The following is a 26,512-nucleotide window of genomic DNA, read 5'->3' on the forward strand; positions in this document are numbered from 1 at the left end:
CTTTTAGGGGTTAAAATGTAATTGTTAATCAAAAGGCTACCGAAATGGTAGCCTTTTTTATTCTTCTTCAATCAAAAATTCTAGACCTACTCCTCTAACGGAATTGATACTAATTTTGTCATCTGCATTGAGACGCTTTCTGATCCTGGTGATGAACACATCCATACTCCTACCTGAAAAGAAATTACTGTGTCCCCAAACATTGGAAAGGATATCATCCCTAGAAATGAGTTTATTTTTGTTCTGAAATAGATACAATAGCAATTGTGCTTCCTTTTCAGTTATTTTAGAGGTTTCGCCATTGATTGTCAAAGAAAGATTGTCAACATCAAAAAGATACTTGCCAATGGATATAGGGCCTTCTTCTTTATCAGAATCCAGACTAATAGTTTGATGTTGCTGTGTACGCTTTATGATATTGTTGATTCGCAAGATGAGTTCTTCCACCTCAAATGGTTTTGAAATGTAATCATCGGCTCCCAAGCTCAAGCCTTTGATTCGGTCCTCTTTGGCTTTTCTCGCTGTTAAAAAAAGAAATGGGGTTTCTGGATTTTTCTTGGAGATTTTCTTGGATAGCTTAAACCCATCCAAACGCGGCATCATAACGTCAATAATAACAATGTCAAAAGAGTGCATTTTGAAAACGTCTAATGCTTCAGCACCATCCTTTGCCCAAACAACTTCAAATTTGTTGAGCTCTAAATACTTTTTTAGGGTCGTGCCAAAATCAATATCATCATCTGCCAGTAAAATCCGCCTTTCCATTATCTAGAGGAATTTTCAAATAAAACGTCGAGCCTTCTTTCTCTTTGCTTTCGACGTCAATGGTTCCTCTGTGAGCTTTGATAATTTGATTGCAATAGTAAAGTCCTAATCCTAGACCTTTGTAGTTATGTTCATTTCTCTCGCTCACTCTAAAGAACTTACCAAAGATAAGCGATTTATTCTTTTTTGAGATGCCTATTCCATTATCAGTTATTGAGATAATGTGCATTTGGTTTTTTATCTGGTAACTGACTTTTATAACAGTACCATCAAATTTTATAGCATTGTTGAGAATATTCACAATAGCAGTACTCAAATAAAATTTGTCCACATACGCTTCAACAGAAGTTTTGTCAATAGCTCTCAAAAACTGTATATGGCGTGGCAATGTCAGTGCATAATCATCACAAACTTCATTTATAAATGTTGTGAGGTTTACAGGCTCCAATTTTAAATCAATATCATTATAACCCAAACTGTTATCAACCACTTGATCTATAAGGTTTTGTAAGCGTTTATTCTGCCTATTGATGGTGTCGATGGACTCTTGTGAAATGTCTGTATTGTCCTTTGCAAACTTGTTGGTCAATGTTTTTGTGGCAATGGACAAAGTAGCAAGAGGCGTCTTGAGTTCGTGAGTTATGTTATTGATGAAATCTGTTTTGATATCAGAAATCCGTTTCAATTTCAATAGATTCCGAATGGAATATGTAACCAAAGTAATTACGAAAACAAATAGTAGAAATGCTATCAAAAATAATATCAGCAGTTGCTTGAAGATAATTTTATCCCAATCCACAATCTTCATATAAATACTTGCTCTATATTTGATATTAACAGTGGAATTCAGGCCATTTTCATTGATATATCCTTTGTCAAACGTCCAGTTCCAGGCGTTGATAATCAAACCTTCTTCAAGAGGAAAATCTTCACCAAGCAGAAACACCGGGTCATCTTTTCCATCAACCAGAATTTCTTGGGTCGCACCGTTTTCATCTGTAAACAAAATTCCAGAAGCTACCTTTTTAAAGAGAATATGGTCGTCCAACTTGAAGTGTTTTGCTCCACGTTTGAAATAATCTCGAAATTGCTCGTTTTTTGCTTTTGCAGCATTTTCCAAGTCCTTCAACAGTTCTTCCTTTGAAATTGCACCATTTTTGAAATCGGGAACTTTTTCAATGAATTCCATTCTGTATGCCCAAGACAGCGAATCAACATAAGGTGTACTTACGATGCTACCTATTTTAGTCCTTGATTCTACCGCGAAGCTTTTTTTTCGTAAATCATAGGTATTAAAGGTCAAATAGCCTTGCATAGTCGTCAAGGCAATTAACGCGATGATGGCTCCAGCAATAAGAAGTTTGGATTTTATTTGCATAGAGTCAAATTAACATAAAAAGGAATGCGCTTTCACTTTTATTTTAGACCGTTAACTTATCATTAACCAAAATAAATTAATCCAAAAATATGAAAATCAGCTAACAAATCAATTTATACCCAAATCCACGGACATTCAAAATTTGGATGGAATCATCTGCTTTAAGTTTTTTCCGGAGTTTAGAAATAAAGACATCCATACTTCTAGCGCTAAAAAAATCGTCATTGCCCCACAGTTTATTCAAAATGAGTGAACGGTCCAAAACTTGGTTTTTGTGTTTAATCAAATGAAAAAGTAAGTGAGCTTCTCGATGTGTTAAAAGTATGGTCTCTTCACTTTCAAATTGAAGTAACTGTTTTGGGAAATCAAATGTATAACCACCAATTGTGAATATTTCTGATGCTTTTTGAAGTTGTTTACGATTGAGAAGATTATTGATTCGTACAATCAACTCTTCCATACTAAACGGCTTTTTCAGATAGTCATTACCTCCAAGGGTAAAACCCTCGACCACATCTTTGGTTTGCGATTTTGCAGTAAGAAATATGATGGGAATAAGTTTATCGATAGCTCTTATTTCTTTGGCTAAAATAAATCCGTCCTTTTTAGGCATCATCACATCTAAAACCAACAATTCTGGTTGCTCCGAAGTGTAAACTTCAAATGCTCTTTCACCATTTTCACATAGCAGCACCTTGAAGTTTCTGGTTTCGAGACTCTCCTTGACAATCATACCAAGCGCTGGTTCGTCTTCAGCCAATAAAATGGTTATGGTCCTATCCATTGGGAATTGAAATGTTAAAAGTTGTCAAATTGTCCGAAAGCTCTATTTCTATGGAACCTCCATGTTTTTCGATGATTTTTGTGGTGTAATACAATCCAATGCCGAAACCTTTGACATCATGTCGATTACCTTGTGGTACACGATAAAATTTTTCGAAGACCTTATCTTTATGTTCCTTTGTCAATCCTTTACCATTGTCGGAAATTGAAATAACGATTACTGAAGACTTTTGGGTGATACTTACATCAATCACATGGCCACCATATTTCACAGCATTATCAACGACATTATTGATGGCATTTTCAAAATGAAACACATCGACAGTTGCAAAAACATCATTTTTTGAGGGATAAAAATTCAGTGTTTTTTCCTTCGCCTGAAAGCTGTGCTTGTTCACAATGGTTTCCAACAGTTCAGACACATTTACAGATTCCATTTGCAAGTTCAGGTTGTCGCTGTCCAAAGTGGCAGTTTCCAGTAGCTTTTCCACCATGGTATTGAGCTTGGTGAGTTGCTCGTTGGATAAATCCACATACGTTTTAGTTTTCTGTTGGTCTTCCAAAGCGTTAAATTTATCGATGCTTTCCAGAGCTACAACTATAGTTGAAATGGGTGTCTTAAATTCGTGAGTAATATTACTTATCAGGTCATTCTTGATTTCAGCCAATTGCTTTTGATTTCGAATGATCTTTAGCAAATAAACAAGGCTTGAAATTATGGCCAATAATAGCACAAGCGATAACAGTATCTCAAACATTCCATTTTTGAGAATGATGTTGGTTGCATTGGGAAATTTCAGTTCCAATGCTTCATTTTGTTTCAAGAACTTGGTTTTTGCCAATGTCTTTAAGTAATCAGATTCGGTAACATCTTCATTGTAAGAATTGATTAAACTGTCATTTCTATAGTGATTTAAAGCATGATTTAGTGTCAGCTCTTTTCGCTTTAATTCATTGGTCACCAACGAATCTAAAGGTTTTAGTTTTAACGAATCGTCGTGGATGGAAATGAATATAGATGTAATTCCTTTCAAAAGTTTAATGCTGTCAGAAGCACGCTTACCTCTCAACACCTTAACTTGAGAAAGGTTTTTGGTTTTAGTATTAAAACTAAAACCACTGGAAGAATCCATCAGCTGGGTAACTCTCATCATATTTGAATCCAGCTTTCCCTCATAATCCTTGCGAAGTTGCATAAAAATTGAATCGGTATCGATAGCTTTCAGCTTATCTGTAAACTTGATGGAGTCTGATTTCACATCGAGTATCGTCATTTGGTTCTGTTCGGCCAAATTCGCATAATACACCTCAATAGCATTGTCAAAAGCAATCTGCACATCATTAATAAATCGTTGCTTATTAACCTTATAGTTATTGTAATTCCAATATAATTGAACGGCAACGGTAAGCAGCATCGTCACCACGATCACATATAAAATACCATTATACTTTTTGTCGTCCATGATTCAAAAGTAACTTTTAGGAGCCACTAAAACTAATCGGTTAACACACGTTAACACTGGTTAACTATCAAACTGAAATGCTATGGCCATCTTTGTAGTGTTAATCAAAACTACCAACAAATGAAAACAATTTTAGGAATAGCAATTATGGTGCTGGCAACATCTATTACCACAGTCCATGCCCAAAACTTCCAAGGTGTGGCGACTTACAAATCCCATCGAAAAGTCGATTTGAAAATGGAAGAAAACGACGAGAATTCAAAATTAAAAGAACAACTTCAAGAGCAATTGAAAAAGCAATTTCAACGGGAATATACCTTGACTTTCGACCAGAATGCTTCAACTTACAAACAAAATGAGCAGTTGGCAGCACCTGCACCGGCTAATAACAGTGGCATTACCATTACAGTAGGAGGTGGATCGGACGTGATGTATAAAAACATTAAAGAGAAACGGTACACCAATCAAACTGAAATATTTGGTAAGCTGTTTCTTATAAAAGATTCTCTCTCTCCGGAAAACTGGGAGTTGGTCAATGAAACCAAAAACATTGGTGTCTATACCTGTTTTAAAGCGGTCAAAAAAGAAGACGTAACCTCACAGACACTAACCAGTGATGGTGGTATTGAGAAAGTGACAAAAGAAAAAATCACCACGGCGTGGTACACACCACAGATACCCATCAACAATGGCCCAGATGATTTTCATGGTTTACCTGGTCTCATACTGGAAATCAATGATGGTGAATTGACCTTGGTCTGTACTAAAATCATATTGAATCCGGATGAAAAAATTGAAATCATAGAACCAAAGAAAGGCAAGGAAGTAACACAAAAAGAATTTGAAGACACCCTAGAAAAAAAGAACAAGGAAATGATGGAAAATTTCAATTCAGGAAGACGAGATGATGGTGGAGCGGTTATTATGAAAATTGGCGGATGATTTTTTAAGATAATTTTAACTTTCAAACAATTAACTATGCGTTGCAAGTTGAGTCTAAAGAAAGGATAACTATCTTTAGTACAATTTAGACTCAACATTATGAAATCAATTTCCATCAAATTAAGTATCGTATTAATTTTAATAAGTACTTCCATCTTCGCACAGAAAGATTTTCAAGGTAAAGCCTATTACCAATCCAAAACCACAGTAGATATGGATGGCTGGGGAGGCAGAGGTGGCCAAATGACAGAAGAACAAAGAAAACAAATTGCCGAACGCATGAAAAGTATGCTAGAAAAGACATACATCTTGACTTTTAACAGAACAGAATCCATCTACAAGGAAGAAGAAAAACTGGAAGCTCCTGGTGCTGGAGGTAATCGTTGGGGTGCCATGATGGGAAGTTTCACCGCAGGAACTCAATATAAAAATGTGAAGAACGAGCAATTACTGCAAGAGCAAGAGTTTTTTGGGAAACAGTTTTTGATAAAAGATTCTTTGCCACCCTTGGAATGGAAAATGGAAAATGAAACCAAGCAGATAGGGCAATACACGTGTTTTAAAGCCACAGCTATGAAAAAAGTAGATGAAATGGATTTTAGCAACATGCGTAGAAGAAACAGAGATACTGATGAGAAGAAAGATGGCGAAAAATCAAAGGATACTGCTAACAAAGAGGCGTCAAACAACCCTATGGACGACATTGAGGTACCAAAAGAAATTCTAGTGACTGCTTGGTACACACCTCAAATACCCGTAAATCAAGGCCCTGGTGATTTTTGGGGACTTCCTGGATTGATTTTGGAAGTCAATGCTAACAGAACAACCATTTTATGTTCAAAAATAGTATTGAATCCAGGTGAAAAAGAAGAAATAAAAGTACCTTCAAAAGGAAAAGAGGTTACCAAAGATGAATATAATGACATTATGAAAAAGAAAATCGAAGAAATGAGAGAAATGTACGGTGGAGGAAGAGGAAGTCGACGGTTTTAATTCTCAATAACATTTAATCTATCAATCAATTAATGAAACAGCTACTCGTAGTTATGCTTATATGCATAACAGGCAAAACTTTTTCCCAAATTAAACTCGAAGGCGTCGTAAAAGATAGTATTGGTAATCCCTTGGAACTCGCCAATGTCATCGCAATCAATCAAGCATCAAATACTTTAGAGTCCTATGCCATAACTAATGAAGAAGGGCGTTATAAACTCAATCTCGCAAAAAATGCCACTTTTAAGGTTCAGGTCAGTTATATCGGAATGAAAACTTCCGAAGCTATTATTGAAACAAAAGAGATTGATATTGACACTAATTTCACGCTACAATATGATAATGCTTTGGATGAGGTGGAATTGACCTATGAAATGCCAGTTACGATAAAAGGCGATACCATAACATATAATGCTGATTCTTTTAATAAAGGAACCGAACGGAAACTTGGCGATGTGTTGAAGAATCTTCCAGGCGTAGAAGTCACTGCCGATGGTGAAATAGAGGTTGAAGGCAAAGTGGTCTCGAAAGTAATGATCGATGGCAAGGATTTCTTCGATGGCGATTCTAAATTGGCAACGAAAAACATCCCGTCAAATGCGGTTGATAAGGTTCAAGTTTTGAAGAATTATGCCGAAGTAGGACAGTTGAGCGGTGTGACCAACAATCAAGACAATATCGCTATCAACCTCAAACTGAAAAAAGGCAAGGAGGCCTTTTGGTTTGGCGATGTTACCGCTGGCTCTGGAATTGCAGATACAGACGGCTTATATCTAGTGCAGCCCAAATTATTTTATTACAGTCCGAAATTGAGTATCAATTTTATTGGTGACTTAAACAATATTGGTGAGATTGCATTTTCACGCCGCGATTTCTTCAATTTTGGCGGTGGATTCAGGGCACCGAGTCGTCAAAGCGGTACCAATATTAATCTAGGTGATAACGGACTTGGATTTTTAAACCTTCAGAATAATAGAGCAAAAGATATTAATTCGAAATTAGGTGCTGCCAATTTCAGTTATTCGCCAAACAAAAGTCTAGATATTAGCGGATTTGCCATATTTTCTAGTAGTCGAATAGAGTTGCAACAGAATAGCTCTATTCAATATACAAATACCGATTTGGGAATTCCTGATGAAGACACTCAAAGTAATACATTTCAAAAAAGTGATTTAGGAACGGTTAAGTTGAGTGCTAAATATAAACCGAACGCCAATAATCAATTGGACTATGATATTCTTGGACGATTGACCAAAGAATCACAAGATCAAAATTTCTTTTCATCTGTGATTGGTAATATTGATCAATTTGAAGATGTGAATCCTTTCCGCTTGAACCAAAGTTTAAATTATTATTACACACTCAATGAGAATAATATTTTTGCTTTTGAGGCACAACATCTCATTCAGGATGAGGATCCTTTTTACAACGCCATCATTGAAGACAAAACCACCTATGCCAATACCGCAGATGGTTTAGGTTTGGATGATTCCCAGTTGAATTATAACATTGCACAGGATAAGCGCGTTAAGACACATCAGTTGGACGCCAAATTGGATTATTGGAATATTCTAAATGCAAAAAGCAATATCAATTTGACGCTTGGAACCATTTTGAGCAATCAACAATTCAATAGCGACATTTTTCAGAATTTAGACAATGGTTCCATATTTAATCCAACGCCTACATTTAATGATGGTCTAGACACAAACGATACCGACTATAATTTCACCGATTTGTACGCTGGTTTGCATTACCAACTGAAAACTGGGATTTTCACAATCACGCCAGGCGTTTCCTTTCATGCCTATAACATAAACAACACCCAATTTGGAGACACCTATACAGATAAGTTTTTAAGGGTTTTACCAGATTTCGATATGCGCATCCAATTGAAGAAAAGTGAGAACATCAACTTTAATTACCGAATGCAGACGCAATTTACTGATGTCAATAATTTTGCAAGAGGCTTGGTGCTGAATGGTTATAACTCCCTATTCGCAGGAAATGAAGCCTTGGAAAATGCTGTGTCCCATAATGTGAATCTTACTTATTTTAGCTTCAATATGTTCAATTATACTAATGTTTTTGGCACCATAAACTATAGCAAGCGTATTGATCAAATAAGAAACCTAACCAATTTTGAAAGTGTCATCAGAACCAACTCTCCATTCAATTCAGGATTTGCGGATGAAACACTTACCGCAGCGGGGAGTTTTCAAAAAAGATTTGGAAAATTACAAGCAACAATAAGAGGTAATTTCAACTATTCAAAGTTCAATCAATTCATCCAAGGAGTAAGGTCTATAAACGAAAATTACAGTCAAACCTACAGACCAAGTTTACGAACCAATTTTAAAACAGCACCAAATGTTGAGTTAAGTTATGAATACACAATATCCGATAACGATCAGGGTTCAAGAAGAAATAAATTTTTCACCAATGCACCGTCCATCGAGCTTGATGCTTTGATTCTCAAAACCTTCACTTTTAGAACCGATTATTCCTATAATAATTTGAGTGACGAGGATGGAACGATCAACAGTTTTGAATTTTGGAATGCATCCTTATCGTATAGAAAAGATAAAGATGCAAAATTAGAATATCAAATTAAGGCCACCAACTTACTTGATATCAATACACAGTCGCAAAGTAGCAACAGCAATATTTCTGTCAGTACCACTGATTATTTTATTCAGCCCAGATTTGTAACCTTCAGACTGATTTACTCATTATAAAAACAAAAAGCCTGAACATCGAATTCAGGCTTTTCTTTTAAGTTCTGTTTGAGTTAAGATTGGTCGTCAACACTCGCATCAGGAGCATTTTTCTTTACAGATGCTATGCCATTTTCCATCGCTGATGCGGAGGAGTATATTTCACTATTGCCTATAACTTGGCCATTTGTGGATTTCAGATTAAAATACGGACTACCATTTTTGGCTGTCTTTCTCTCGTATCTGGCATCGTCCTGTGAATTTTTTCTTACGGACTCAATACCATTGTTACAGCTCGCTTTAGACTCATAAGCTTCACTGCTCAAAATCACCTGGCCATTTCCTGCTTTTAAGTTGAATCTGTGTTTACCAGCTTTGTCTTTAGTAATTTCGAATTTTCCCATATTATTCTAGTTTTTTAGTTTGTCTAAAAATAAGAAAAAAACAAAAAAGCCCCAACATTTCTGCTGAAGCTTTTGTACTCAAGGCGGGACTTGAACCCGCACGCCCAAAACGGGCACAGGATTTTAAGTCCGGCGTGTCTACCAATTCCACCACTTGAGCGCGTGATTACATCACTTGGACTTTAAACTAAAAATGCCGATTTGCGCCGGCATCTTTCCTGGAGCGAAAAACGGGATTCGAACCCGCGACCTCCACCTTGGCAAGGTGGCGCTCTACCAACTGAGCTATTTTCGCGTTATCTACTAAAGAACGTTTTGCTTATTAGCGAGGGCAAATTTAATACAATTCCATTAATTGCAAAGCGTTTTTTTCAAAAAAATCTATTTTTTCAAGCACGCTTCTTTTTCAGCAACATACGTTTAATTTCATTCAGCTTCATCAAGGCTTCAACAGGTGTCAAAGTATCAATATCTATATTGACGATTTCTTCTTTTATCTGCTCCAAAAGTGGGTCATCGAGGTTGAAAAAACTCAATTGCATTTCGTTATTTAAGGTTTTCACCTTATCTGTCAATTCTTCTGAAGAATGTGATTTTTCTAACTGTTTTAAAATCTTGTTGGCACGATGAATGACCTGTTGAGGCATTCCAGCCATTTTAGCAACGTGAATTCCAAAACTATGCTCGCTTCCGCCTTCTATCAGTTTTCTCAAGAATAACACATTGTCTTTTAACTCTTTGACAGACACATTGAAGTTTTTAATGCGCCTGAAGGTCTCTGTCATTTCATTCAATTCGTGATAGTGAGTTGCAAACAGAGTTTTGGCTTTGCTTGGATGTTCGTGTAAATATTCACTAATCGCCCAAGCAATTGAAATACCATCATAGGTACTTGTACCACGACCAATCTCATCCAACAGCACCAAACTACGCTCGGAAATATTGTTCAAGATAGAAGCCGTTTCGTTCATCTCAACCATAAATGTCGATTCACCCATCGAAATATTATCGCTCGCTCCTACCCTTGTAAAAATCTTATCTGTCAAACCAATAGTAGCAGCTTCGGCAGGCACAAAACTTCCCATTTGAGCCAAAAGCACAATCAAAGCCGTCTGACGTAAAATAGCTGATTTACCAGACATATTTGGACCAGTAATCATAATGATTTGTTGGGTATCTCTATCCAAATAAACATCATTGGCAATATACGGTTCGCCAAGCGGCAATTGCTTTTCAATTACTGGATGGCGTCCGTTTTTGATATTCAACTCAAAAGAATCGCCAACCTCTGGTCTTGTATAATGATTTTCGGATGCCAATTGCGCAAAGCCACACAAACAATCCAATTGGGCAATCAGCGAAGCATTTTTTTGAACTGGAGCTATAAATTGTGTCATCCAGTCGACCAATTCGGCGAACAAGCGTTGCTCAATTTCCAAAATGCGTTCTTCAGCACCCAAAATCTTGGTTTCGTATTCCTTTAATTCTTCGGTAATGTAACGCTCGGCATTGACCAAGGTTTGCTTCCGAATCCAGTCAGATGGCACTTTATCCTTGTGCGTATGTCGAACTTCAATATAATAACCAAACACATTGTTCGAAGCAATTTTAAGAGACGTGATGCCTGTGCGTTCACTTTCACGCTCCAGCATTTTGTCCAAATAATCTTTTCCTGAAAATGCCAATTCACGAAGTTCTTTCAATTCCGAAGAATAATCAGATGAAATGGTATTCCCTTTCAAAATATTCACTGGAGCCTCTTCATTCAAAGACGATTTAATTCGAAGTCGTAAGTCTTCACACAATTCCATAGAATTTCCAATGGAATTCAAAGCATCATTTTCACATTTAGAAATCAAAGATTGAATGGGCACAATCGCTTCCAAAGCATTTTTAAGTTGCACGACCTCTCGCGGACAAATTTTAGCCGTCGCCACTTTTGAAATGAGACGTTCGATATCACCAATATGCTTGATATGATTCTGGATTTTATTCAGAAGAATTTTTTCCTTCAACAGAAAATCAACCACATCGTGACGTTTCTTTATCTTTTCAATATCGACTAAAGGCAAGGCCAACCAACGTTTCAACAAACGTCCTCCCATTGGCGAATTGGTTTTGTCAATCACATCAATCAAGGTTACCGCATTCTGATTCGTGGAATGATACAACTCCAAATTCTTGATGGTAAAACGGTCCATCCAAACGTGTTCATTTTTTGTGATACGTTGAATGGATGTGATGTGTTGCAACTGATGATGTTGCGTCTCGCCCAAATAGTGCAACACAGCGCCAGAAGCCACAATACCTTCATACAAGTCATCAATCCCAAAGCCTTTTAAGGATTTTGTATTGAAATGTTTGAGCAAAGTTTCATTGGCATAATCATCTTGAAACACCCAATCTTCCATATAAAAACTATGAAATTGATTGCCGAATGTTTTGATGAACTCGTTGCGTTTTGGCTTGGACACCAACACCTCGCTTGGATTGAAATTCTGAAGTAATTTATCGATGTACTCTTCATTACCTTGCGACACCAAAAATTCTCCCGTAGAAACGTCCAAAAATGACACACCAAGATAATTTCTGCCGAAATACACAGCAGCCAAAAAGTTGTTGCTCTTTGAGCTCAATATATCATCATTCAGCGCCACACCAGGTGTTACCAGTTCTGTGACACCACGTTTTACGATGGTTTTTGTTTGCTTTGGGTCTTCGAGTTGGTCGCAAATCGCCACACGACAACCAGCCTTTACCAACTTTGGCAAATAGGTGTTTAAAGAATGGTGCGGAAATCCTGCCAATTCGGTTTCGGTTTCACTTCCTGCACCTCGTTTGGTCAAAATAATATCCAAAATCTTCGCAGTCTTCACGGCATCTTCACCGAAGGTTTCGTAAAAATCACCCACGCGAAACAACAACAATGCATCAGGATACTTCGCCTTGATGGCATTGTATTGCTTCATTAACGGTGTTTCTTTTTTCTTCATAGCTTAATTGTCATTTCCGTGAAGACGGAAATCTTTGCCAATGGTGTTATAGGTTTTAAATAGTATTTTTGTCAAAAATATAAGAGTGCTAAAGTACTTATATTTTGAGGTTTTGTAAAGCCGAAACCATAGAAGTTATTTACAATTGTTGACAATTAATCAACTGTTAAAGGCCGCGAATACACGAATGATTATTGAATTTCTTTGTCATTCTTGATATAATGATTTTAATGAATCTAAAGAACAACATTCGTGAATTAGTGGCTATAAAATGAGATTCCCACTTTCGTGGGAATGAAAATTGCATTTTCAATGAGAAAACTAAAAAACAGCGAACTCGACCGATTGAGTGTTGAAGAATTTAAAGATGTCAAGAAAACGCCATTGATTGTGGTGCTGGACAACATCAGAAGCTTAAACAATATCGGTTCGGTTTTTCGTACAAGCGATGCGTTTTTGATTGAAAAAATATATTTGTGTGGTATCACTGCAACACCGCCTCACAAGGACATTCACAAAACTGCTTTGGGAAGTACAGAAACGGTTGAATGGGACTATGTTGAAAACACTTTGGAATTAATTCAACAACTGAAATCAGAGAATGTCATTGTTGCTTCAATCGAACAAGCTGAAAACGCGACAATGCTCAACGACTTTCAGCCAAAAGCCAATCAAAAATATGCGTTGGTGTTTGGAAACGAAGTCAAAGGTGTTTCACAACCAGTGGTGTCGGCAAGCGATATGATTTTGGAAATTCCTCAATTTGGGACCAAGCATTCCTTGAACATTTCGGTAAGTTGTGGTGTGGTGCTTTGGGATGTTTTTGCGAAGATGGAATTAGGGATTAGGGATTAGGGATTAGGGATTAGGGATTTAAATATTGGCAATTTCACCAAGCACCCATAAATAATCTTCTCGATTACCCACAAAATCCTTTTCTGAAACATCAATTATTTTGACTTTTAATTCGGTTTGGTTTTTCAAAAATTCCAAGTACCCTGAATTGATTTTGTCGAGATAGTCATTTTCGATATTCTGTTCGTAATCACGTCCTCGCTTTTTGATGTTCTCTTGCAAACGTGCCGTATTTTGATAGAGATAAATGTACAAATCAGGCTTGGCAATATCTTTATACATCAAATAAAACAACTTTCTGTAAAGCTTGAATTCATCCTCTGGCAAAGTGATTTTTGAAAAAATAAGCGATTTATAAATATCGTAATCGCTCACAATAAAGTCCTTGAACAAATCGAGTTGTGATAAATCATCACTGATTTGCTGGTATCTATCTGCTAAAAAAGACATTTCCAAGGTAAAGGCATAACGCTGCGGCTCATCATAAAACTTTGGCAAAAACGGATTGTCCGCAAAACGTTCTAAAATCAACTTTGCATTAAAATCATTGGCAATCATCGTTGCCAAACTGGTCTTTCCAGCGCCAATATTCCCTTCAATAGCAATGTAATTATGGTCAGAAAAATTGAACTGTTTGCTTGGGTTTTTCAACCAAATATGAAACGGCTCTACATCATTCATATCAGGACAAACTTCCAGCAATTCAGAAACCGTTTTCTTTAAGGTTGGATGTTTCACAGCTCCAGCAATGTCACTCAAAGGCTGCAGGACGAATCGTCGTTCTCGCATTTTCAAATGCGGCACGCGAAGCAATTTGCTATCCATCACTAAATCGTCATACAACAAGATGTCCAAATCAATTGTTCGCGATTCGTAGCCTGAAGCATTGGTTCTAACGCGACCTAATTCGGTTTCGATTGCCAACAAGGCTTTCATCGTATCCTCCGCAGACAAAGTGGTTTCGACAATGCTGCAACAATTCAAAAAATCATCGCCTTCAAAACCCGTAGCTTTTGTGTTATAGATGCGTGAAATGATTTGAATATTTCCAACAGTCTTAAAAACAAGGTCAATGGCATCCTGAAGATGCTTCATACGGTCGCCTTTATTGCTGCCAAGAGCTATGTAAACTTTGTGGAATGGATGCATAATTATTTTTCAAATTAATGAAAAGAAAATCACTTTGCCCTATCTTTACGCTAACTATTTATCCACAATATGACCTTAAAGGACAAACTTGTTGCACAGCGTATTTACTTTCTTTTGGCGGCATTGTTTGTAACATCCTTGGTGGTTTCAAACCTTATTTTTCAAAAATTTTTCTATTGGTATCCGTTTGAATTGAGTGTATTCGGAACTAAATTCTTTGAAATATCTGTTGGCATTTTGCCGTACCCTGTCACCTTTTTGATAACAGATTTAATCAGTGAAATTTATGGTAAAAAGCGTGCGAATGACGTAGTGGTTGTCGGTATTTTTGCGTCGTTATTTTCACTTTTAATTGTGTTGATTTCAAACCACGTTCCCGCCACCTCTTGGTCGCCTGTAGATGATGGTTTGTTCACTAAAGTTTTTGGAAGCACAGCCATTGCGGTCACGGCAAGTATGATGGCGTATCTGTTTGCACAGTTTATAGACATTCAAATCTTTCATTTTTGGAAACGACTCACCAAAGGAAAACATTTATGGCTTCGGAATAATTTTTCAACCTTTTCATCACAGTTTGTAGATACATTTACGATTTTGATATTGTTGTGTTCGTTTGAAATTATTGCTTGGGAACGATTTTACGGTCTGTTATTGAGTGGGTTTTTGTTTAAAGTTCTGATTGCCGTTTGCGACACGCCATTTTTGTATCTTGGAGTGTATCTTTTCAAAAAACGTTTCAGATTAAAAACCAATGAAGAAATTGACCTGCTTTAGAACTGCTAAAGTTTTATTAAACTTTAACATTTCATCAACTTTAACCACCAACTTTGCGTATATATAAGTACTGAACTAAAACTATTACAATCTTATATGGACACTACAAAAAAACGAACATCTCCACTTAAAAAAATATTAAAAATCACCGGAATCACTCTGTTGATTCTGATTGTGCTTTTGATTGCCGCACCTTTCATTTTTCAATCACAGATCAAAGATATGGTGAAGAATTTCATCAATCAGAATGTGAATGCGCAGGTAGAGTTCAGTGATGTCAGTTTGAGTCTTTTCCGAAGTTTTCCAAAGGCGCACGTAGAAGTGAGCGATTTGGTCATTACCAATTTTGAACCTTTTAAGGATGAAACGTTGGCGACTGCAAAGAATCTGTCTTTTTCAATGTCGGTAAAAGAATTGTTTAAAAGTGCCGATGAGGGTGCGATTGTTGTGAATACCATTACGCTCGATGAAGCCCTTTTGACGCTTAAAACCAATTCGTTTGGAGAAACCAATTATGACATTGTCAAAGAACGACCAAATAGTGCTGATTCCTCAAGTTTCGCCTTCGACATCAAAGATTACAGTATCAACAATAGTGCGTTGACTTACATTGATGAAGGTTCAAAACTGACAATGTATATCACCGAATTGAACCACTCTGGTAGCGCAAAGTTTACAGACCAGATTTCTGAATTGGATACAAAATCGGAGGCTAATATCAGCCTGACGATGGATAGCACCAAATACCTCAACAATAACCACATCAAACTCGATGCCTTGCTTGATATGGATTTGAACAATCAAAAATATACGTTCAAAGAAAACAAAGGCTACATCAACCAATTGCCATTGGAGTTTAAAGGTTTTATTCAAGTTATTGACGAAGGACAGGACATTGACATTACGTTTGAAAATCCTGGGTCGTCATTCAAGGATTTTCTAGCAGTCATTCCTGAAACCTATTCAAAAAACATAGAAAATGTGGAGACCACTGGCGATTTTAAAGTGAGTGGCGTCATCAAAGGGAAAGTTACCGAGACCACCATCCCAACCTTGGACATCAGCATTAAATCGGACAATGCATCGTTTAAATATCCAGATCTTCCTAAAAAAGTTGAAAATATCGTCATTGATACCGAAATTAAAAATGATACTGGCAATGCTGATGACACTTATGTAGCTATATCAACATTGAACTTTAGAATTGATAATGATGTATTCAAATCATCAGCCTTGATAAGAAATCTTACGGGCAATACGCTTGTTGATGCCGATATAAATGGGGTTCTGAACTTGGCAAATTTAACCAAAGCTTATCCTATAGAACTTGAAAGTGCATTGAGCGGAATTTTAAGAGCAAAGCTTAACATGGCCTTTGACATGAACGCGATAGAAACCAATGCTTACGACCGCATTAGGGCTTCTGGCAATGCAAGTATTACGGATATGGTATTTTCATCTGATGCGATGAATAATCCTATGCAAATTTCAAAGGCTGATATGACCTTTAACCCATCAACCGTAACGTTGAACACGTTTAATGCGAAGACAGGTCAAAGTGATATTTCTGCCACGGGAACCATCAATAACCTTATCGGGTTTATGTTGAGCAAGAAGGTGGATTTGAAAGGTAATTTTAATGTCAACTCAAACACATTTGCCTTGAGTGATTTTATGTCGGAAGAAACCACAACGACAGAAAGCACCAATACGGCTTCGAACTCATCTGCAACTACCGAAGGTTTAAAGATCCCGGAGTTTTTGGATTGCACGATTACAGCGAATGCAAACACCGTTATCTATGACAATTTGAACCTGAAAGAAGTGAAAGGAACCCTGTCCATCAAAGATCAGCAAGCCACCTTAAGCGGTTTGACTTCCAAATTATTTGATGGCTTGTTGACCGTTTCAGGAAATGTCAGCACAAAGACCGACACACCTTCTTTCAATCTAAAATTGGATGCAAGTAGTTTTGACATTGCAAAATCATTCAATAATCTTGAATTGTTGCAAAGCCTAGCTCCTATCGCTAAAGTGTTGCAAGGAAAACTGAACACCAATATCAATATCTCCGGATTATTGGATAAAGAGTTCACACCTCAATTAAATACCGTCTCGGGGAATGCTTTTGCAAAAATAGATGCAAGGGAAATCAACGAGGAAAACACTCCTTTGTTGAGCAAATTGGATGGTGCTTTAAATTTTATTGATTTCAGCAAATTGGATTTGACAAATTTGGCTGCCAACTTGGAGTTCGCTAATGGCAGAGTAAATGTGAAGCCCATCAATTTAGCTTATAAAGATATCGGCATTACCATTGCTGGTGCACACGGCTTTGACAAATCATTGGCGTATGATGCTACCTTCAATGTGCCTGCCAAATATCTTGGTGGCGAAGTAAATCGATTGATTGGTAAAATCAACGATAATGAAGTGAACAAAATCAGTATCCCTGTCACAGCAAATATCAGTGGAACGTTTACTAATCCGCAGGTGAAAACTGACCTAACAAGCGGTATCAGTAATTTGACTCAACAATTGATTGAGATTGAAAAACAAAAACTCATCGGACAAGGAAAAGATAAAATCAAGGATTTATTGAGTGGTATTGCAGGTGGAAATAATACCACAGGCAACACAACATCTAAAGACACTACCAAAGTGGCAACCGACACCACCAAGACCAAACCAAAAGACCAAGTAAAAGAAGGCGTTAAAAACGTTCTTGGCAATATTTTGGGAGGTAAGAATAAGAAGAAGGATTCAGTGAACTAAAGGCACATCCCAAACCCTTCCCAAAAGGAAGGGTTTTTTTTTATTGCTATGTTGCCTCAATTCTTTGTACTCAATACTTGATACTCATATCTATTTGTTAAAGAAATGTGATAACATTTGCATTTCTCAAATATTAGGTTATAATGTAGTTAAGACATTCCATAATCTAATACATATATATGAGACAACTCAAAATCACAAAACAAGTTACCAACCGCGAATCTAAATCACTTGACAAATACCTTCAAGATATCAGCAAGCTACCACTCATCACAGCAGATGAAGAGGTAGAACTGGCACAACGCATCCGACAAGGCGACCAAGTGGCACTCGACAAGTTGGCAACTGCAAACCTCCGTTTTGTGGTATCGGTTGCAAAACAATATCAAAATCAGGGCCTCACATTGCCAGACCTTATCAACGAAGGGAACGCTGGCTTGGTCAAAGCTGCCAAGCGTTTTGATGAAACGCGTGGTTTCAAGTTTATTTCCTACGCCGTGTGGTGGATTCGTCAGGCCATTTTACAGGCATTGGCAGAGCAGGCACGTGTGGTGCGTTTGCCGTTGAACAAAATTGGTTCCATCAATAAAATCAACAAGGCTTTTTCACATCTTGAGCAGGCCAATCAGCGTCCGCCAAGCGCAGAAGAGATTGCCAAAGAACTGGATATGACCGTTAGCGATGTAAAGCTGTCGATGAAAAATTCCGGAAGGCATCTTTCTATGGATGCGCCATTAAGGGAAGGCGAAGAATTCAGTCTGTATGATGTGGTATCGCATAAAGAATCGCCTAGACCAGATAATGAGTTGATGGCTGATAGTTTAAAACTTGAAATCAATAGAGCTTTGGAAACCCTTTCCAATAAAGAAGGTGACGTCATCAAACTGTATTACGGTCTTGGTGGCGAAATGCCGATGAGCCTCGACGAGATAGGCGAAACATTTGACCTATCGCGCGAGCGTGTACGTCAAATCAAAGAAAAAGGTATCCGTAGATTGCGCCATACCTCAAAAAGTAAAATATTAAAAACGTACCTAGGATAATCCAAGGGACACTAACACTTAAAACCCATACATGTTAAGAATTGAAATTAAAGAAGGAGAAAACATAGAACGCGCACTCAAACGTTACAAGCGTAAGCACCGAAACGTAAAAGTGATGCAAAACTTAAGAGAGAATCAGTATTTCACAAAACCCTCTGTAAAACGAAGAAAGGAGATACAGAAGGCTGAATATATACAGCATTTAAGAGATCAGGAGGAAGTTTAAGTCTTTAGATTTTAGACGTTAGATGTTAGACATCCGATGTTAGACTTCTGATATCTGCTACAGAAAGGTGTGCGACAGCATGCCTTTTTTTGTTAGTAATTTTGTGCTGATTATAAATCCGTGCCATCGGTGTGCGAATCAGCAAAATCGGAAACAAATTAAATAAAACATATCTGCTTTATTCAATCGTAAGATGAATTGATTTATAAAATTTCCAGCTAGTGCCATTACTCACATACACGTTCACACCTCCTTGCATTGCATTTTCTGCACCATAAGCATAACTAATTAATGCATAATTATTATCTCTAGTAATCGCGGGAGATGATAATACAATTCTTCTCTTCTCAAGCTCGTCAATTGTACTAGAATGGGTTTCAGAGTACATATGAACATTTTCTGGTAAGGAAAAGTTTTTCGGATTGCGATTTTTATTCAAACAATCAATTAAATAATTTACTTCCTTTTTATTGAAAATGGAATATATCTGCTCATCATTCAACCATCTTACTAAACCATAATTAATTTTTGTTGAGTCTGTTTCATTTTTTTTAATAAAATCAATTAAATAATCATTCAAAGTAAAATCAAGATACACCTTACCTTTTTCATATAATAAGGAGTATCTTAACAATTCTTGTTCAATAATCTTGTTTGAATCGTTTTGCTTAATTTCTTGGGAATTAATTTTTAAACAAACAACACTGAAAATAAGCAGCCAAATAATTTTATTCATATCGATAATTAAGATTGATACATTAAAGTCCTATCCTCACCACATACCCTTCACTCCCACGCACATTAAAAACCGTTTGGTCTTCAAACATCAAATATTGCCCTTTAATGCCTTTTAGCACGCCGGTATAGCTTGGAGTTTTGTCAAGGTTTAAACTGTTGGGCTTTTCTGGGTATTGCAACACAGGAAACTCAAGGTTGGTCTCGGTGTTGGAGGCAATGTAATAGTCCTTCGCTTCGTCTGGGATGTATTGTTTCAATCGTTCGCGCCACTCTACCAGGTTTTCATCTACAATATCGTTCTTAAGCATCGTGCGCCAATTGGTCTTATCGCTTACGTGTGGTTTAAGCGCCACCTCTGTGATACCTGCGAGGTATCGGTTGGGCACTTCTACAATCTCAATGGCTTCGTGCGCGCCTTGGTCGATCCATCGGGTGGGCACTTGTGTTTTACGTGTCACACCTACTTTTACATTGCTGCTATTGGCAAGGTACACCACGTGCGGCTGTATCTGCACTCTTTTTTCATAAGCAAGGTCTCGATCTTCTTTGTCAAGATGAGCAGTACTCAACTCGGGACGCATAATCCAATCGGCTGCCTGTGGGATTTCAAAAAAACAACTCTTGCAGAACCCTTGGCGGTAAATGGGTTTGTTCAATCCGCAGTTGAGACATTGATAACCCACAAATTCAATGGTAATGGTTTTGTCGAGCAACTGGTTCATATTTAGGAAGTCGCTTTCAAACACTAAATAGTATTGAATGGGCTGCGCATATTCCGTATCCATTTTTGTTAACACTCCTTGGTACTGCATAGAAAAAAATAGTATTTTTAGGTTTCTAAAGATACTCTAAAAAATGCCAATTCCCATAGTCAATTCCATTGCAGCGTGGTTCTTGAAAAAACGGTTTCATCAAATCGAACTCTTCTTGAAATATCCCAATGAAGTGCAGAATGAGTTGCTGCTACAATTGGTAGTGATGGCAAAAGACACCGAAATAGGTAAAACCTATGATTTTGCGTCTATTAAAGACTATAAAACTTTTGCAGAACGCTTGCCGATTTCCACCTACGAAGACAATCAGGAAAACATAGAGCGTTCCCGTAAAGGCGAAGGGAATATTTTCTGGCCTACACCCATCAAATGGTTTGCAAAATCGAGTGGCACGACGAGTGCCAAGAGCAAGTTTATTCCTGTGAGTTACGAGTCGTTGGAAGATTGCCATTACGCTGCGAGTAAAGATTTATTGTGTATGTATTTGAGCAATAATGAAAACTCACAGTTGTTTACGGGGAAAAGCCTTCGGTTGGGTGGCAGTAAGGAACTTTACACAGAAAACGGAACGGTCTTTGGCGACCTATCAGCCATTTTGATTGACAATATGCCTTTTTGGGCAGAATTCAGCAGCACGCCCAGCAGCAAAGTGTCTTTGATGAGCGATTGGGAACATAAGATGCAAGCCATTGTTGACGAAACCATCAGCGAGAATGTCACAAGTCTTGCAGGTGTGCCTTCGTGGATGTTGGTGCTCCTAAACAATGTTTTGGAAACTACGGGAAAAGGCAATTTGTTTGAGGTGTGGCCCAATCTGGAAGTGTACTTTCACGGTGGCGTTAGTTTCTTACCTTATGTAGATCAATACAAAGCGATCTTGCCTCGGAAAGATTTCAAATATTACGAAATCTATAATGCTTCGGAAGGATTTTTTGCCATTCAAGATCAGAACAATTCTAGTGAATTATTGTTGATGTTGGATTATGGCATCTTTTATGAATTCATTCCGATGGATGCTTACGGTACACCCGAACAACGCATCATTCCGTTGAGCGAAGTGGAGGTCAATAAGAATTATGCTGTGGTGATTACTACCAATGCAGGTTTGTGGCGCTATAAAATTGGAGACACCATTCGTTTTACATCCACTAATCCGTATCGTATTAAAATTTCTGGCCGTACAAAACATCATATCAATGTTTTTGGTGAGGAATTGATTATTGAAAACGCCGAAGATGCCTTGAAGAAAGTCTGCAAAAAGACCAAAGCCGAAATCGTGGATTATACAGTTGCACCCATCTTTATGAATGGAAAAGATAAAGGTGGCCATGAATGGCTGATAGAATTCAAGACACAACCCTCTAACCTTGAACTCTTCAATGAACTTTTGGACAATGCCTTAAAGTCTTTGAACTCTGATTACGAAGCCAAGCGATTTAATAACATCACACTCAACAAGCCCACCATACACATTGCACGCCATCAATTATTTTATGATTGGCTGAAGCTTCACAACAAATTAGGTGGTCAGCACAAAGTGCCTCGTCTATCCAATACCAGAAACTATCTCGATGAACTTTTGGGGATGAATCAATCAAGAATTTCCTAATGGATTTTTGATTGTTTTTAAACGGAAAAAAAGACATTAAAATTTCTTACACCGAATTTAAGTTGTTCTTTATCTAAAATAGAGCGCTGTAGTTTTCATCTTACAGAATTGCTTCTATATTTACATCACAGCAATCAAATTTCAAGCTTACCTACACAGAAATTTGAAGGTTTTAAAATAGAAAATATCCCTCATTATTATATCTAAAATATTGTATCTGCAATATTAGTTTCTTTAATCCTAGATAAAATAAAAACCACCCGAAAGGAGTGGTTTTGTTTTTTTATATTGATAAGTGTTCTTAAGAAACCGCTTTCAAACGTTTCAAAGTAGTTTTTGAAATTTTCTCTTCTGCATAGCTTTTGGTGACATTCAATTTTTTGTCTTTGCTGCTTGGCAATTCAAACATCGCATCCGTCAAAATCTCTTCGCACAATGAACGTAATCCACGAGCTCCCAATTTATATTCAATCGCTTTATCAACGATAAAATCCAATGCGCCATCAGTGATTGAAAACTCTATATCATCCATTTCAAACAACTTCTTGTATTGCTTGATGATGGCATTTTTTGGTTCCGTCAAAATAGCTCTCAAAGTTTTTGCATCCAAAGGATCCATATAACTCAATACAGGCAAACGACCGATGATTTCCGGAATCAATCCAAAATCTTTCAAATCCTTCGGAATGATATATTGAAGAATATTATCAGAATCAATTACTTCGTCGTGAGGCGCTTTATAACCGATGGCAGCCATATTCAAACGTTTTGAAATGATGCGCTCAATGCCATCAAACGCACCACCAGCTATGAATAAGATATGCTCTGTATTCACTTCTATAAACTTTTGGTCAGGATGCTTACGACCACCTTTTGGCGGTACGTTCACAACTGTTCCTTCCAATAACTTCAACAATGCTTGCTGAACACCTTCACCAGAAACATCACGGGTGATGGATGGATTATCGCTCTTACGCGCAATTTTATCAATCTCATCAATAAAAACGATGCCCTTTTCTGCTTTTTCAAGATTATAATCAGCCGCTTGTAGCAAACGTGTCAAAATACTTTCAACATCTTCTCCAACATATCCTGCCTCTGTCAAAACCGTTGCATCGACAATCGCCAAGGGAACATTCAACATTTTTGCAATGGTACGTGCCACCAAGGTTTTACCTGTTCCTGTGCGACCCACCATAATAATGTTGCTCTTTTGGATTTCGATATCATCTTTGGATGCAGGTTGCAACAAACGTTTATAATGATTGTAAACCGCAACAGACATTACTTTTTTGGTATATTCCTGACCGATAATATATTCGTCCAAAAATTCTTTGATCTGAATGGGTTTTTTCAACATCAATTCAGAAGACAACTCTGCGTTGCCACTCTGTTTTGACTCTTCCAATACAATGCCGTGCGCCTGCTCTATGCATCGGTCGCAAATATGAGCATCGAGGCCTGCAATCAACAAATTGGTTTCTGGCTTTTTCCTACCACAAAATGAACATTCTAATTCTTCCTTTGCCATAATGATTTAAAGTTCTGAATTCATAATTCCAAATTCACTCATTGGAATCAGAATTTCAAAGTTTTTTATTTTGCTTTATTTCTTGCCAATACTTCATCAATCATACCGTATTCCAATGCTCTATCGGCTTTCATCCAATAGTCGCGATCACTGTCTTCATACACTTTTTCGTATGGTTGACCTGTATGCTTACTGATGATATTATATAACTCTTCTTTCAAAGCAATTATTTCACGAGCGGTAATTTCAATGTCACTTGCCTGACCTTGAGCACCACCTAATGGTTGATGAATCATCACACGAGAATGTGTCAATCCGCTGCGTTTTCCTTTTTCACCAGCGCACAACAACACGGCTCCCATAGAAGCTGCCATACCTGTACAAATGGTGGCAACATCTGGTTTGATCAATTGCATTGTATCATAGATACCTAAACCTGCATAAACACTTCCACCTGGTGAGTTGATATATATTTGAATGTCTTTAGAAGCATCTGTACTTTCCAAAAACAACAATTGTGCTTGTACGATATTTGCAACTTGGTCATTGATGCCTGTTCCTAAAAAGATAATGCGGTCCATCATCAAACGTGAGAAGACGTCCATTGCTACGGCATTCATATGACGCTCTTCAATAATATTTGGGGTAAGACCTACAGGATACATACTATTGATAATCTGATTATAATAAGTACTGCTGATACCTTGGTCTTTTATTGCGAATTTTTCAAATTCTTTTCCGTAATCCATAGATTTTTTTCTTTCAATTTAAGGGTTCAAAAAAAGCGTAAAACCATACAGTTTTACGCTCTAAATATAAGGATTTAATTTGTAACAATTAACTGTAGAATTCTTTTACGAAATCGTCATAAGTCATCTCTTTAACCTTCACATTTACTTCTTTTTTGTAAAGATTCAATAGTTTTTGACTCATTAATTGTTCTGACAAACGTTTTACTTCGTCTTTGTTTGACAAGATACGAGCTGCAATGGTTTCCAATTCTTCATCTGTAGGGTTCATTTGACCAAATTGAGCCATTTGACTTTTAATCATATCTTTTGCAAATGATTTCAAATCTTCAAACGTCACTTGCAATTTGTGTTCTTCAATCAATTTACCTTCTATCAACTGGTAACGCATACTTTTTTCAGACTTTTCGTATTCTTCTTTAGCCTGATCAGCATCCATTACTTCTTCACCTGCAGTTTGCATCCAACGTTGTAAGAAAGAAGCTGGCAAATCAAATTTTGTATTGTCAACCAAATATTCAGTGACATCGTTCAAAAACTTTTGGTCACCTTGCTGTGCAAATTGTTTTTCAGAATCGGTCTTGATTTTTTCTTTCAATTCGGTCACTGAAGTCACATTGCCTTTCCCAAACAACTTATCAAACAATTCTTGGTCTAAATCAGCCAATTCTCTTGTGTTGATTTCGTTGATGGTGAAATTCACTTCAATATCCAAGCCGTGTGCATCGTCGTGAGACACTTTCAAGAAATGCATCAAATCGTGATCGTCTTCAAAAAGACCTTTGGTTTTCAACGTCACTACATCGCCAACTTTTGCATCTATAAATTGCTTTTCGGTTGCTTTCCCTTTGAATTTATCCAAAGTGAAGGTTGCTTTGTTATTGATGCCCTTTTCTTCATTTTCAAAAACTCCTGTGATTTCAGAATCTTTGGTAACGGTATCTTGAGAAATCAACTTACCATATTGCTTTTGAATGTGCTCAACTTGATTGTTAATCATTTTTTCATCAGCAACTATGTGATATTGGGTAATTGGCTTTTTGGTTTTTAACTCAACTTCAAATTCCGGAGCCAAGCCCAATTCGAACTCAAAAGTAAACGAATCAGCATCCCAATCAAGATTATCTTGCGCTTTTGGAAGCGGATTGCCCAAAACGTCCAATTTCTCTTCAGTAAGATATTTGTTCAATGCGTCTTGCAACAATTTATTGACCTCATCCACCAATACAGCTTTTCCGTATTGCTTTTTAACCATTGTCATCGGCACGTGTCCTTTTCTAAAACCAGGAATATTTGCCGACTTGCGGTAATCTGAAAGGACTTTTTCTACTTTATCGCTATAATCTTCTTTAGCGATATCCACTTTCACAACTGCATTTAATGCATCAATGTTTTCTCTTGTAATGTTCATTTTTATTCTATAAAAAATTGGGATGCAAAAGTACATATTTTTCGTATCCCATCAAAGTTTTAACGTTTTGTGTTTCAGTCTATTTTTTGTCCTCTTTTAAGATTGAAAACAAAATGGACTGAAGCAGTGACAATAACAAACTGAAAAGCACTGCTATCCAAAAACTGCTTACTGCAAAACTATCGAGCAATTCACTCGCCAATAAAATAATCAAAGCATTGATTACCAACAGGAACAAACCTAATGTTACAATTGTAATTGGCAAGGTCAAAATGACCAAAATCGGTTTTAAGATTGCATTTAACAATCCCAGTACGACAGCCACAATGATGGCACCAGTAAAACCTGCGACATCGACGCCTGGAAGTACTTTTGCCAGAATGACAACTGCCACTGCTGTCAATAATATTCTGATAATTAGATTCATATAATTTCTGTTAG

The 26,512-nt window shown here is 37.2% G+C and carries 22 protein-coding genes and 2 tRNA genes; 9 read left to right on the forward strand and 15 right to left on the reverse strand.

The genetic code is table 11. The features are described 5' to 3' along the window. Positions 1 to 57: 57 nt before the first annotated feature. The 4 genes from M0G43_RS07290 to M0G43_RS07305 form a co-directional block, all read right to left on the reverse strand. Positions 58 to 765: a response regulator transcription factor gene (locus M0G43_RS07290; protein ID WP_248024729.1), complete on the reverse strand. Its 708-nt coding sequence runs from the start codon at positions 763 to 765 to the stop codon at positions 58 to 60. After that, positions 737 to 2,143, reverse strand: a complete 1,407-nt coding sequence (locus M0G43_RS07295; protein WP_248024730.1) for a sensor histidine kinase — start codon at positions 2,141 to 2,143, stop codon at positions 737 to 739. The genes M0G43_RS07290 and M0G43_RS07295 overlap by 29 nt, the downstream gene beginning before the upstream one ends. A gap of 100 nt (positions 2,144 to 2,243) precedes the next feature. Beyond that, entirely contained in the window at positions 2,244 to 2,927 is a 684-nt protein-coding gene (locus tag M0G43_RS07300) for a response regulator transcription factor (protein WP_248024731.1), read from the reverse strand. Next, the gene (locus tag M0G43_RS07305; protein WP_248024732.1) at positions 2,920 to 4,389 is read right to left on the reverse strand and encodes a sensor histidine kinase; all 1,470 of its coding nucleotides are present in this window, start codon (positions 4,387 to 4,389) and stop codon (positions 2,920 to 2,922) included. Before M0G43_RS07305 ends, M0G43_RS07300 begins: the two co-directional genes overlap by 8 nt. A 120-nt stretch (positions 4,390 to 4,509) precedes the next feature. On the opposite strand from M0G43_RS07305, the gene M0G43_RS07310 reads away from it, so the two are divergent. The 3 genes from M0G43_RS07310 to M0G43_RS07320 all read left to right on the forward strand — a co-directional run bounded on the left by M0G43_RS07310 (position 4,510) and on the right by M0G43_RS07320 (position 9,062). Then, positions 4,510 to 5,331, forward strand: a complete 822-nt coding sequence (locus M0G43_RS07310) for a GLPGLI family protein (protein WP_248024733.1) — start codon at positions 4,510 to 4,512, stop codon at positions 5,329 to 5,331. Between the two features lie 99 nt (positions 5,332 to 5,430). Further along, positions 5,431 to 6,324, forward strand: coding sequence for a GLPGLI family protein (locus M0G43_RS07315; protein ID WP_248024734.1), 894 nt, complete (start codon positions 5,431 to 5,433; stop codon positions 6,322 to 6,324). Positions 6,325 to 6,356: 32 nt separating this feature from the next. Further along, positions 6,357 to 9,062: a TonB-dependent receptor gene (locus M0G43_RS07320; RefSeq protein WP_248024735.1), complete on the forward strand. Its 2,706-nt coding sequence runs from the start codon at positions 6,357 to 6,359 to the stop codon at positions 9,060 to 9,062. Positions 9,063 to 9,115: 53 nt separating this feature from the next. On the opposite strand, the gene M0G43_RS07325 is transcribed toward M0G43_RS07320, so the two are convergent. The 4 genes from M0G43_RS07325 to mutS form a co-directional block, all read right to left on the reverse strand. After that, positions 9,116 to 9,445 (reverse strand): YegP family protein, encoded by a 330-nt coding sequence (locus M0G43_RS07325; protein ID WP_248024736.1) that lies wholly within the window; start codon positions 9,443 to 9,445, stop codon positions 9,116 to 9,118. Positions 9,446 to 9,520: 75 nt separating this feature from the next. Further along, a tRNA-Leu gene (locus M0G43_RS07330) sits at positions 9,521 to 9,605 on the reverse strand. A 59-nt stretch (positions 9,606 to 9,664) separates the two neighbouring features. Further along, positions 9,665 to 9,740 (reverse strand) — tRNA-Gly (locus M0G43_RS07335). Between the two features lie 94 nt (positions 9,741 to 9,834). Further along, the gene (gene mutS / locus M0G43_RS07340; RefSeq protein WP_248024737.1) at positions 9,835 to 12,438 is read right to left on the reverse strand and encodes a DNA mismatch repair protein MutS; all 2,604 of its coding nucleotides are present in this window, start codon (positions 12,436 to 12,438) and stop codon (positions 9,835 to 9,837) included. 312 nt (positions 12,439 to 12,750) lie between these two features. On the opposite strand from mutS, the gene M0G43_RS07345 reads away from it, so the two are divergent. Further along, positions 12,751 to 13,293, forward strand: coding sequence for an RNA methyltransferase (locus M0G43_RS07345; RefSeq protein WP_248024739.1), 543 nt, complete (start codon positions 12,751 to 12,753; stop codon positions 13,291 to 13,293). Positions 13,294 to 13,311: 18 nt separating this feature from the next. Here the strand turns inward: M0G43_RS07345 and folK are convergent, their stop codons facing one another. After that, the gene (gene folK / locus M0G43_RS07350; protein ID WP_248024741.1) at positions 13,312 to 14,442 is read right to left on the reverse strand and encodes a 2-amino-4-hydroxy-6-hydroxymethyldihydropteridine diphosphokinase; all 1,131 of its coding nucleotides are present in this window, start codon (positions 14,440 to 14,442) and stop codon (positions 13,312 to 13,314) included. A gap of 69 nt (positions 14,443 to 14,511) precedes the next feature. Between folK and M0G43_RS07355 the strand changes: the two genes are divergently transcribed. The 4 genes from M0G43_RS07355 to rpsU all read left to right on the forward strand — a co-directional run bounded on the left by M0G43_RS07355 (position 14,512) and on the right by rpsU (position 19,260). After that, complete coding sequence (locus tag M0G43_RS07355; protein ID WP_248024742.1) at positions 14,512 to 15,216, forward strand: queuosine precursor transporter; 705 nt, start codon at positions 14,512 to 14,514, stop codon at positions 15,214 to 15,216. A 96-nt stretch (positions 15,217 to 15,312) separates the two neighbouring features. Then, a complete protein-coding gene (locus tag M0G43_RS07360; RefSeq protein ID WP_248024744.1) occupies positions 15,313 to 17,991 on the forward strand; it encodes an AsmA-like C-terminal region-containing protein in 2,679 nt (892 codons plus the stop codon). Between the two features lie 179 nt (positions 17,992 to 18,170). Then, the gene (locus M0G43_RS07365; protein WP_248024745.1) at positions 18,171 to 19,034 is read left to right on the forward strand and encodes an RNA polymerase sigma factor RpoD/SigA; all 864 of its coding nucleotides are present in this window, start codon (positions 18,171 to 18,173) and stop codon (positions 19,032 to 19,034) included. Positions 19,035 to 19,065: 31 nt separating this feature from the next. After that, positions 19,066 to 19,260 (forward strand): 30S ribosomal protein S21, encoded by a 195-nt coding sequence (rpsU, locus tag M0G43_RS07370; protein ID WP_248024746.1) that lies wholly within the window; start codon positions 19,066 to 19,068, stop codon positions 19,258 to 19,260. Positions 19,261 to 19,438: 178 nt separating this feature from the next. Here rpsU and M0G43_RS07375 read toward each other — a convergent pair whose 3' ends face one another. Next, a complete protein-coding gene (locus M0G43_RS07375) occupies positions 19,439 to 19,996 on the reverse strand; it encodes a hypothetical protein (RefSeq protein ID WP_248024747.1) in 558 nt (185 codons plus the stop codon). 22 nt (positions 19,997 to 20,018) lie between these two features. Further along, complete coding sequence (locus M0G43_RS07380) at positions 20,019 to 20,810, reverse strand: DUF2797 domain-containing protein (protein WP_248024748.1); 792 nt, start codon at positions 20,808 to 20,810, stop codon at positions 20,019 to 20,021. A 43-nt stretch (positions 20,811 to 20,853) separates the two neighbouring features. Between M0G43_RS07380 and M0G43_RS07385 the strand changes: the two genes are divergently transcribed. Beyond that, positions 20,854 to 22,380: a GH3 auxin-responsive promoter family protein gene (locus M0G43_RS07385; RefSeq protein WP_248024749.1), complete on the forward strand. Its 1,527-nt coding sequence runs from the start codon at positions 20,854 to 20,856 to the stop codon at positions 22,378 to 22,380. 301 nt (positions 22,381 to 22,681) lie between these two features. Here M0G43_RS07385 and clpX read toward each other — a convergent pair whose 3' ends face one another. From clpX to M0G43_RS07405, 4 genes are all read right to left on the reverse strand, one after another. After that, a complete protein-coding gene (gene clpX / locus M0G43_RS07390) occupies positions 22,682 to 23,911 on the reverse strand; it encodes an ATP-dependent Clp protease ATP-binding subunit ClpX (RefSeq protein ID WP_248024751.1) in 1,230 nt (409 codons plus the stop codon). 65 nt (positions 23,912 to 23,976) lie between these two features. Further along, positions 23,977 to 24,660 (reverse strand): ClpP family protease, encoded by a 684-nt coding sequence (locus M0G43_RS07395; protein ID WP_262917155.1) that lies wholly within the window; start codon positions 24,658 to 24,660, stop codon positions 23,977 to 23,979. An 88-nt stretch (positions 24,661 to 24,748) separates the two neighbouring features. Beyond that, on the reverse strand, positions 24,749 to 26,071 hold the full coding sequence (gene tig / locus M0G43_RS07400; protein ID WP_248024752.1) for a trigger factor: 1,323 nt from the start codon (positions 26,069 to 26,071) through the stop codon (positions 24,749 to 24,751). Positions 26,072 to 26,150: 79 nt separating this feature from the next. Further along, on the reverse strand, positions 26,151 to 26,498 hold the full coding sequence (locus M0G43_RS07405) for a phage holin family protein (RefSeq protein WP_248024754.1): 348 nt from the start codon (positions 26,496 to 26,498) through the stop codon (positions 26,151 to 26,153). Positions 26,499 to 26,512 lie beyond the last annotated feature (14 nt).

It is taken from the genome of Subsaxibacter sp. CAU 1640, from assembly GCF_023156585.1.
Lineage (GTDB): Bacteria > Bacteroidota > Bacteroidia > Flavobacteriales > Flavobacteriaceae > JBPOFM01.

Bases quoted from the DNA above. Each gene is read 5' to 3' on its own strand.
- M0G43_RS07290 (WP_248024729.1), bottom strand. From the start codon at position 765: ATGGAAAGGCGGATTTTACTGGCAGATGATGATATTGATTTTGGCACG.
- M0G43_RS07295 (WP_248024730.1), bottom strand. From the start codon at position 2,143: ATGCAAATAAAATCCAAACTTCTTATTGCTGGAGCCATCATCGCGTTA.
- M0G43_RS07300 (WP_248024731.1), bottom strand. From the start codon at position 2,927: ATGGATAGGACCATAACCATTTTATTGGCTGAAGACGAACCAGCGCTT.
- M0G43_RS07305 (WP_248024732.1), bottom strand. From the start codon at position 4,389: ATGGACGACAAAAAGTATAATGGTATTTTATATGTGATCGTGGTGACG.
- M0G43_RS07310 (WP_248024733.1), top strand. From the start codon at position 4,510: ATGAAAACAATTTTAGGAATAGCAATTATGGTGCTGGCAACATCTATT.
- M0G43_RS07315 (WP_248024734.1), top strand. From the start codon at position 5,431: ATGAAATCAATTTCCATCAAATTAAGTATCGTATTAATTTTAATAAGT.
- M0G43_RS07320 (WP_248024735.1), top strand. From the start codon at position 6,357: ATGAAACAGCTACTCGTAGTTATGCTTATATGCATAACAGGCAAAACT.
- M0G43_RS07325 (WP_248024736.1), bottom strand. From the start codon at position 9,445: ATGGGAAAATTCGAAATTACTAAAGACAAAGCTGGTAAACACAGATTC.
- mutS (WP_248024737.1), bottom strand. From the start codon at position 12,438: ATGAAGAAAAAAGAAACACCGTTAATGAAGCAATACAATGCCATCAAG.
- M0G43_RS07345 (WP_248024739.1), top strand. From the start codon at position 12,751: ATGAGAAAACTAAAAAACAGCGAACTCGACCGATTGAGTGTTGAAGAA.
- folK (WP_248024741.1), bottom strand. From the start codon at position 14,442: ATGCATCCATTCCACAAAGTTTACATAGCTCTTGGCAGCAATAAAGGC.
- M0G43_RS07355 (WP_248024742.1), top strand. From the start codon at position 14,512: ATGACCTTAAAGGACAAACTTGTTGCACAGCGTATTTACTTTCTTTTG.
- M0G43_RS07360 (WP_248024744.1), top strand. From the start codon at position 15,313: ATGGACACTACAAAAAAACGAACATCTCCACTTAAAAAAATATTAAAA.
- M0G43_RS07365 (WP_248024745.1), top strand. From the start codon at position 18,171: ATGAGACAACTCAAAATCACAAAACAAGTTACCAACCGCGAATCTAAA.
- rpsU (WP_248024746.1), top strand. From the start codon at position 19,066: ATGTTAAGAATTGAAATTAAAGAAGGAGAAAACATAGAACGCGCACTC.
- M0G43_RS07375 (WP_248024747.1), bottom strand. From the start codon at position 19,996: ATGAATAAAATTATTTGGCTGCTTATTTTCAGTGTTGTTTGTTTAAAA.
- M0G43_RS07380 (WP_248024748.1), bottom strand. From the start codon at position 20,810: ATGCAGTACCAAGGAGTGTTAACAAAAATGGATACGGAATATGCGCAG.
- M0G43_RS07385 (WP_248024749.1), top strand. From the start codon at position 20,854: ATGCCAATTCCCATAGTCAATTCCATTGCAGCGTGGTTCTTGAAAAAA.
- clpX (WP_248024751.1), bottom strand. From the start codon at position 23,911: ATGGCAAAGGAAGAATTAGAATGTTCATTTTGTGGTAGGAAAAAGCCA.
- M0G43_RS07395 (WP_262917155.1), bottom strand. From the start codon at position 24,660: ATGGATTACGGAAAAGAATTTGAAAAATTCGCAATAAAAGACCAAGGT.
- tig (WP_248024752.1), bottom strand. From the start codon at position 26,071: ATGAACATTACAAGAGAAAACATTGATGCATTAAATGCAGTTGTGAAA.
- M0G43_RS07405 (WP_248024754.1), bottom strand. From the start codon at position 26,498: ATGAATCTAATTATCAGAATATTATTGACAGCAGTGGCAGTTGTCATT.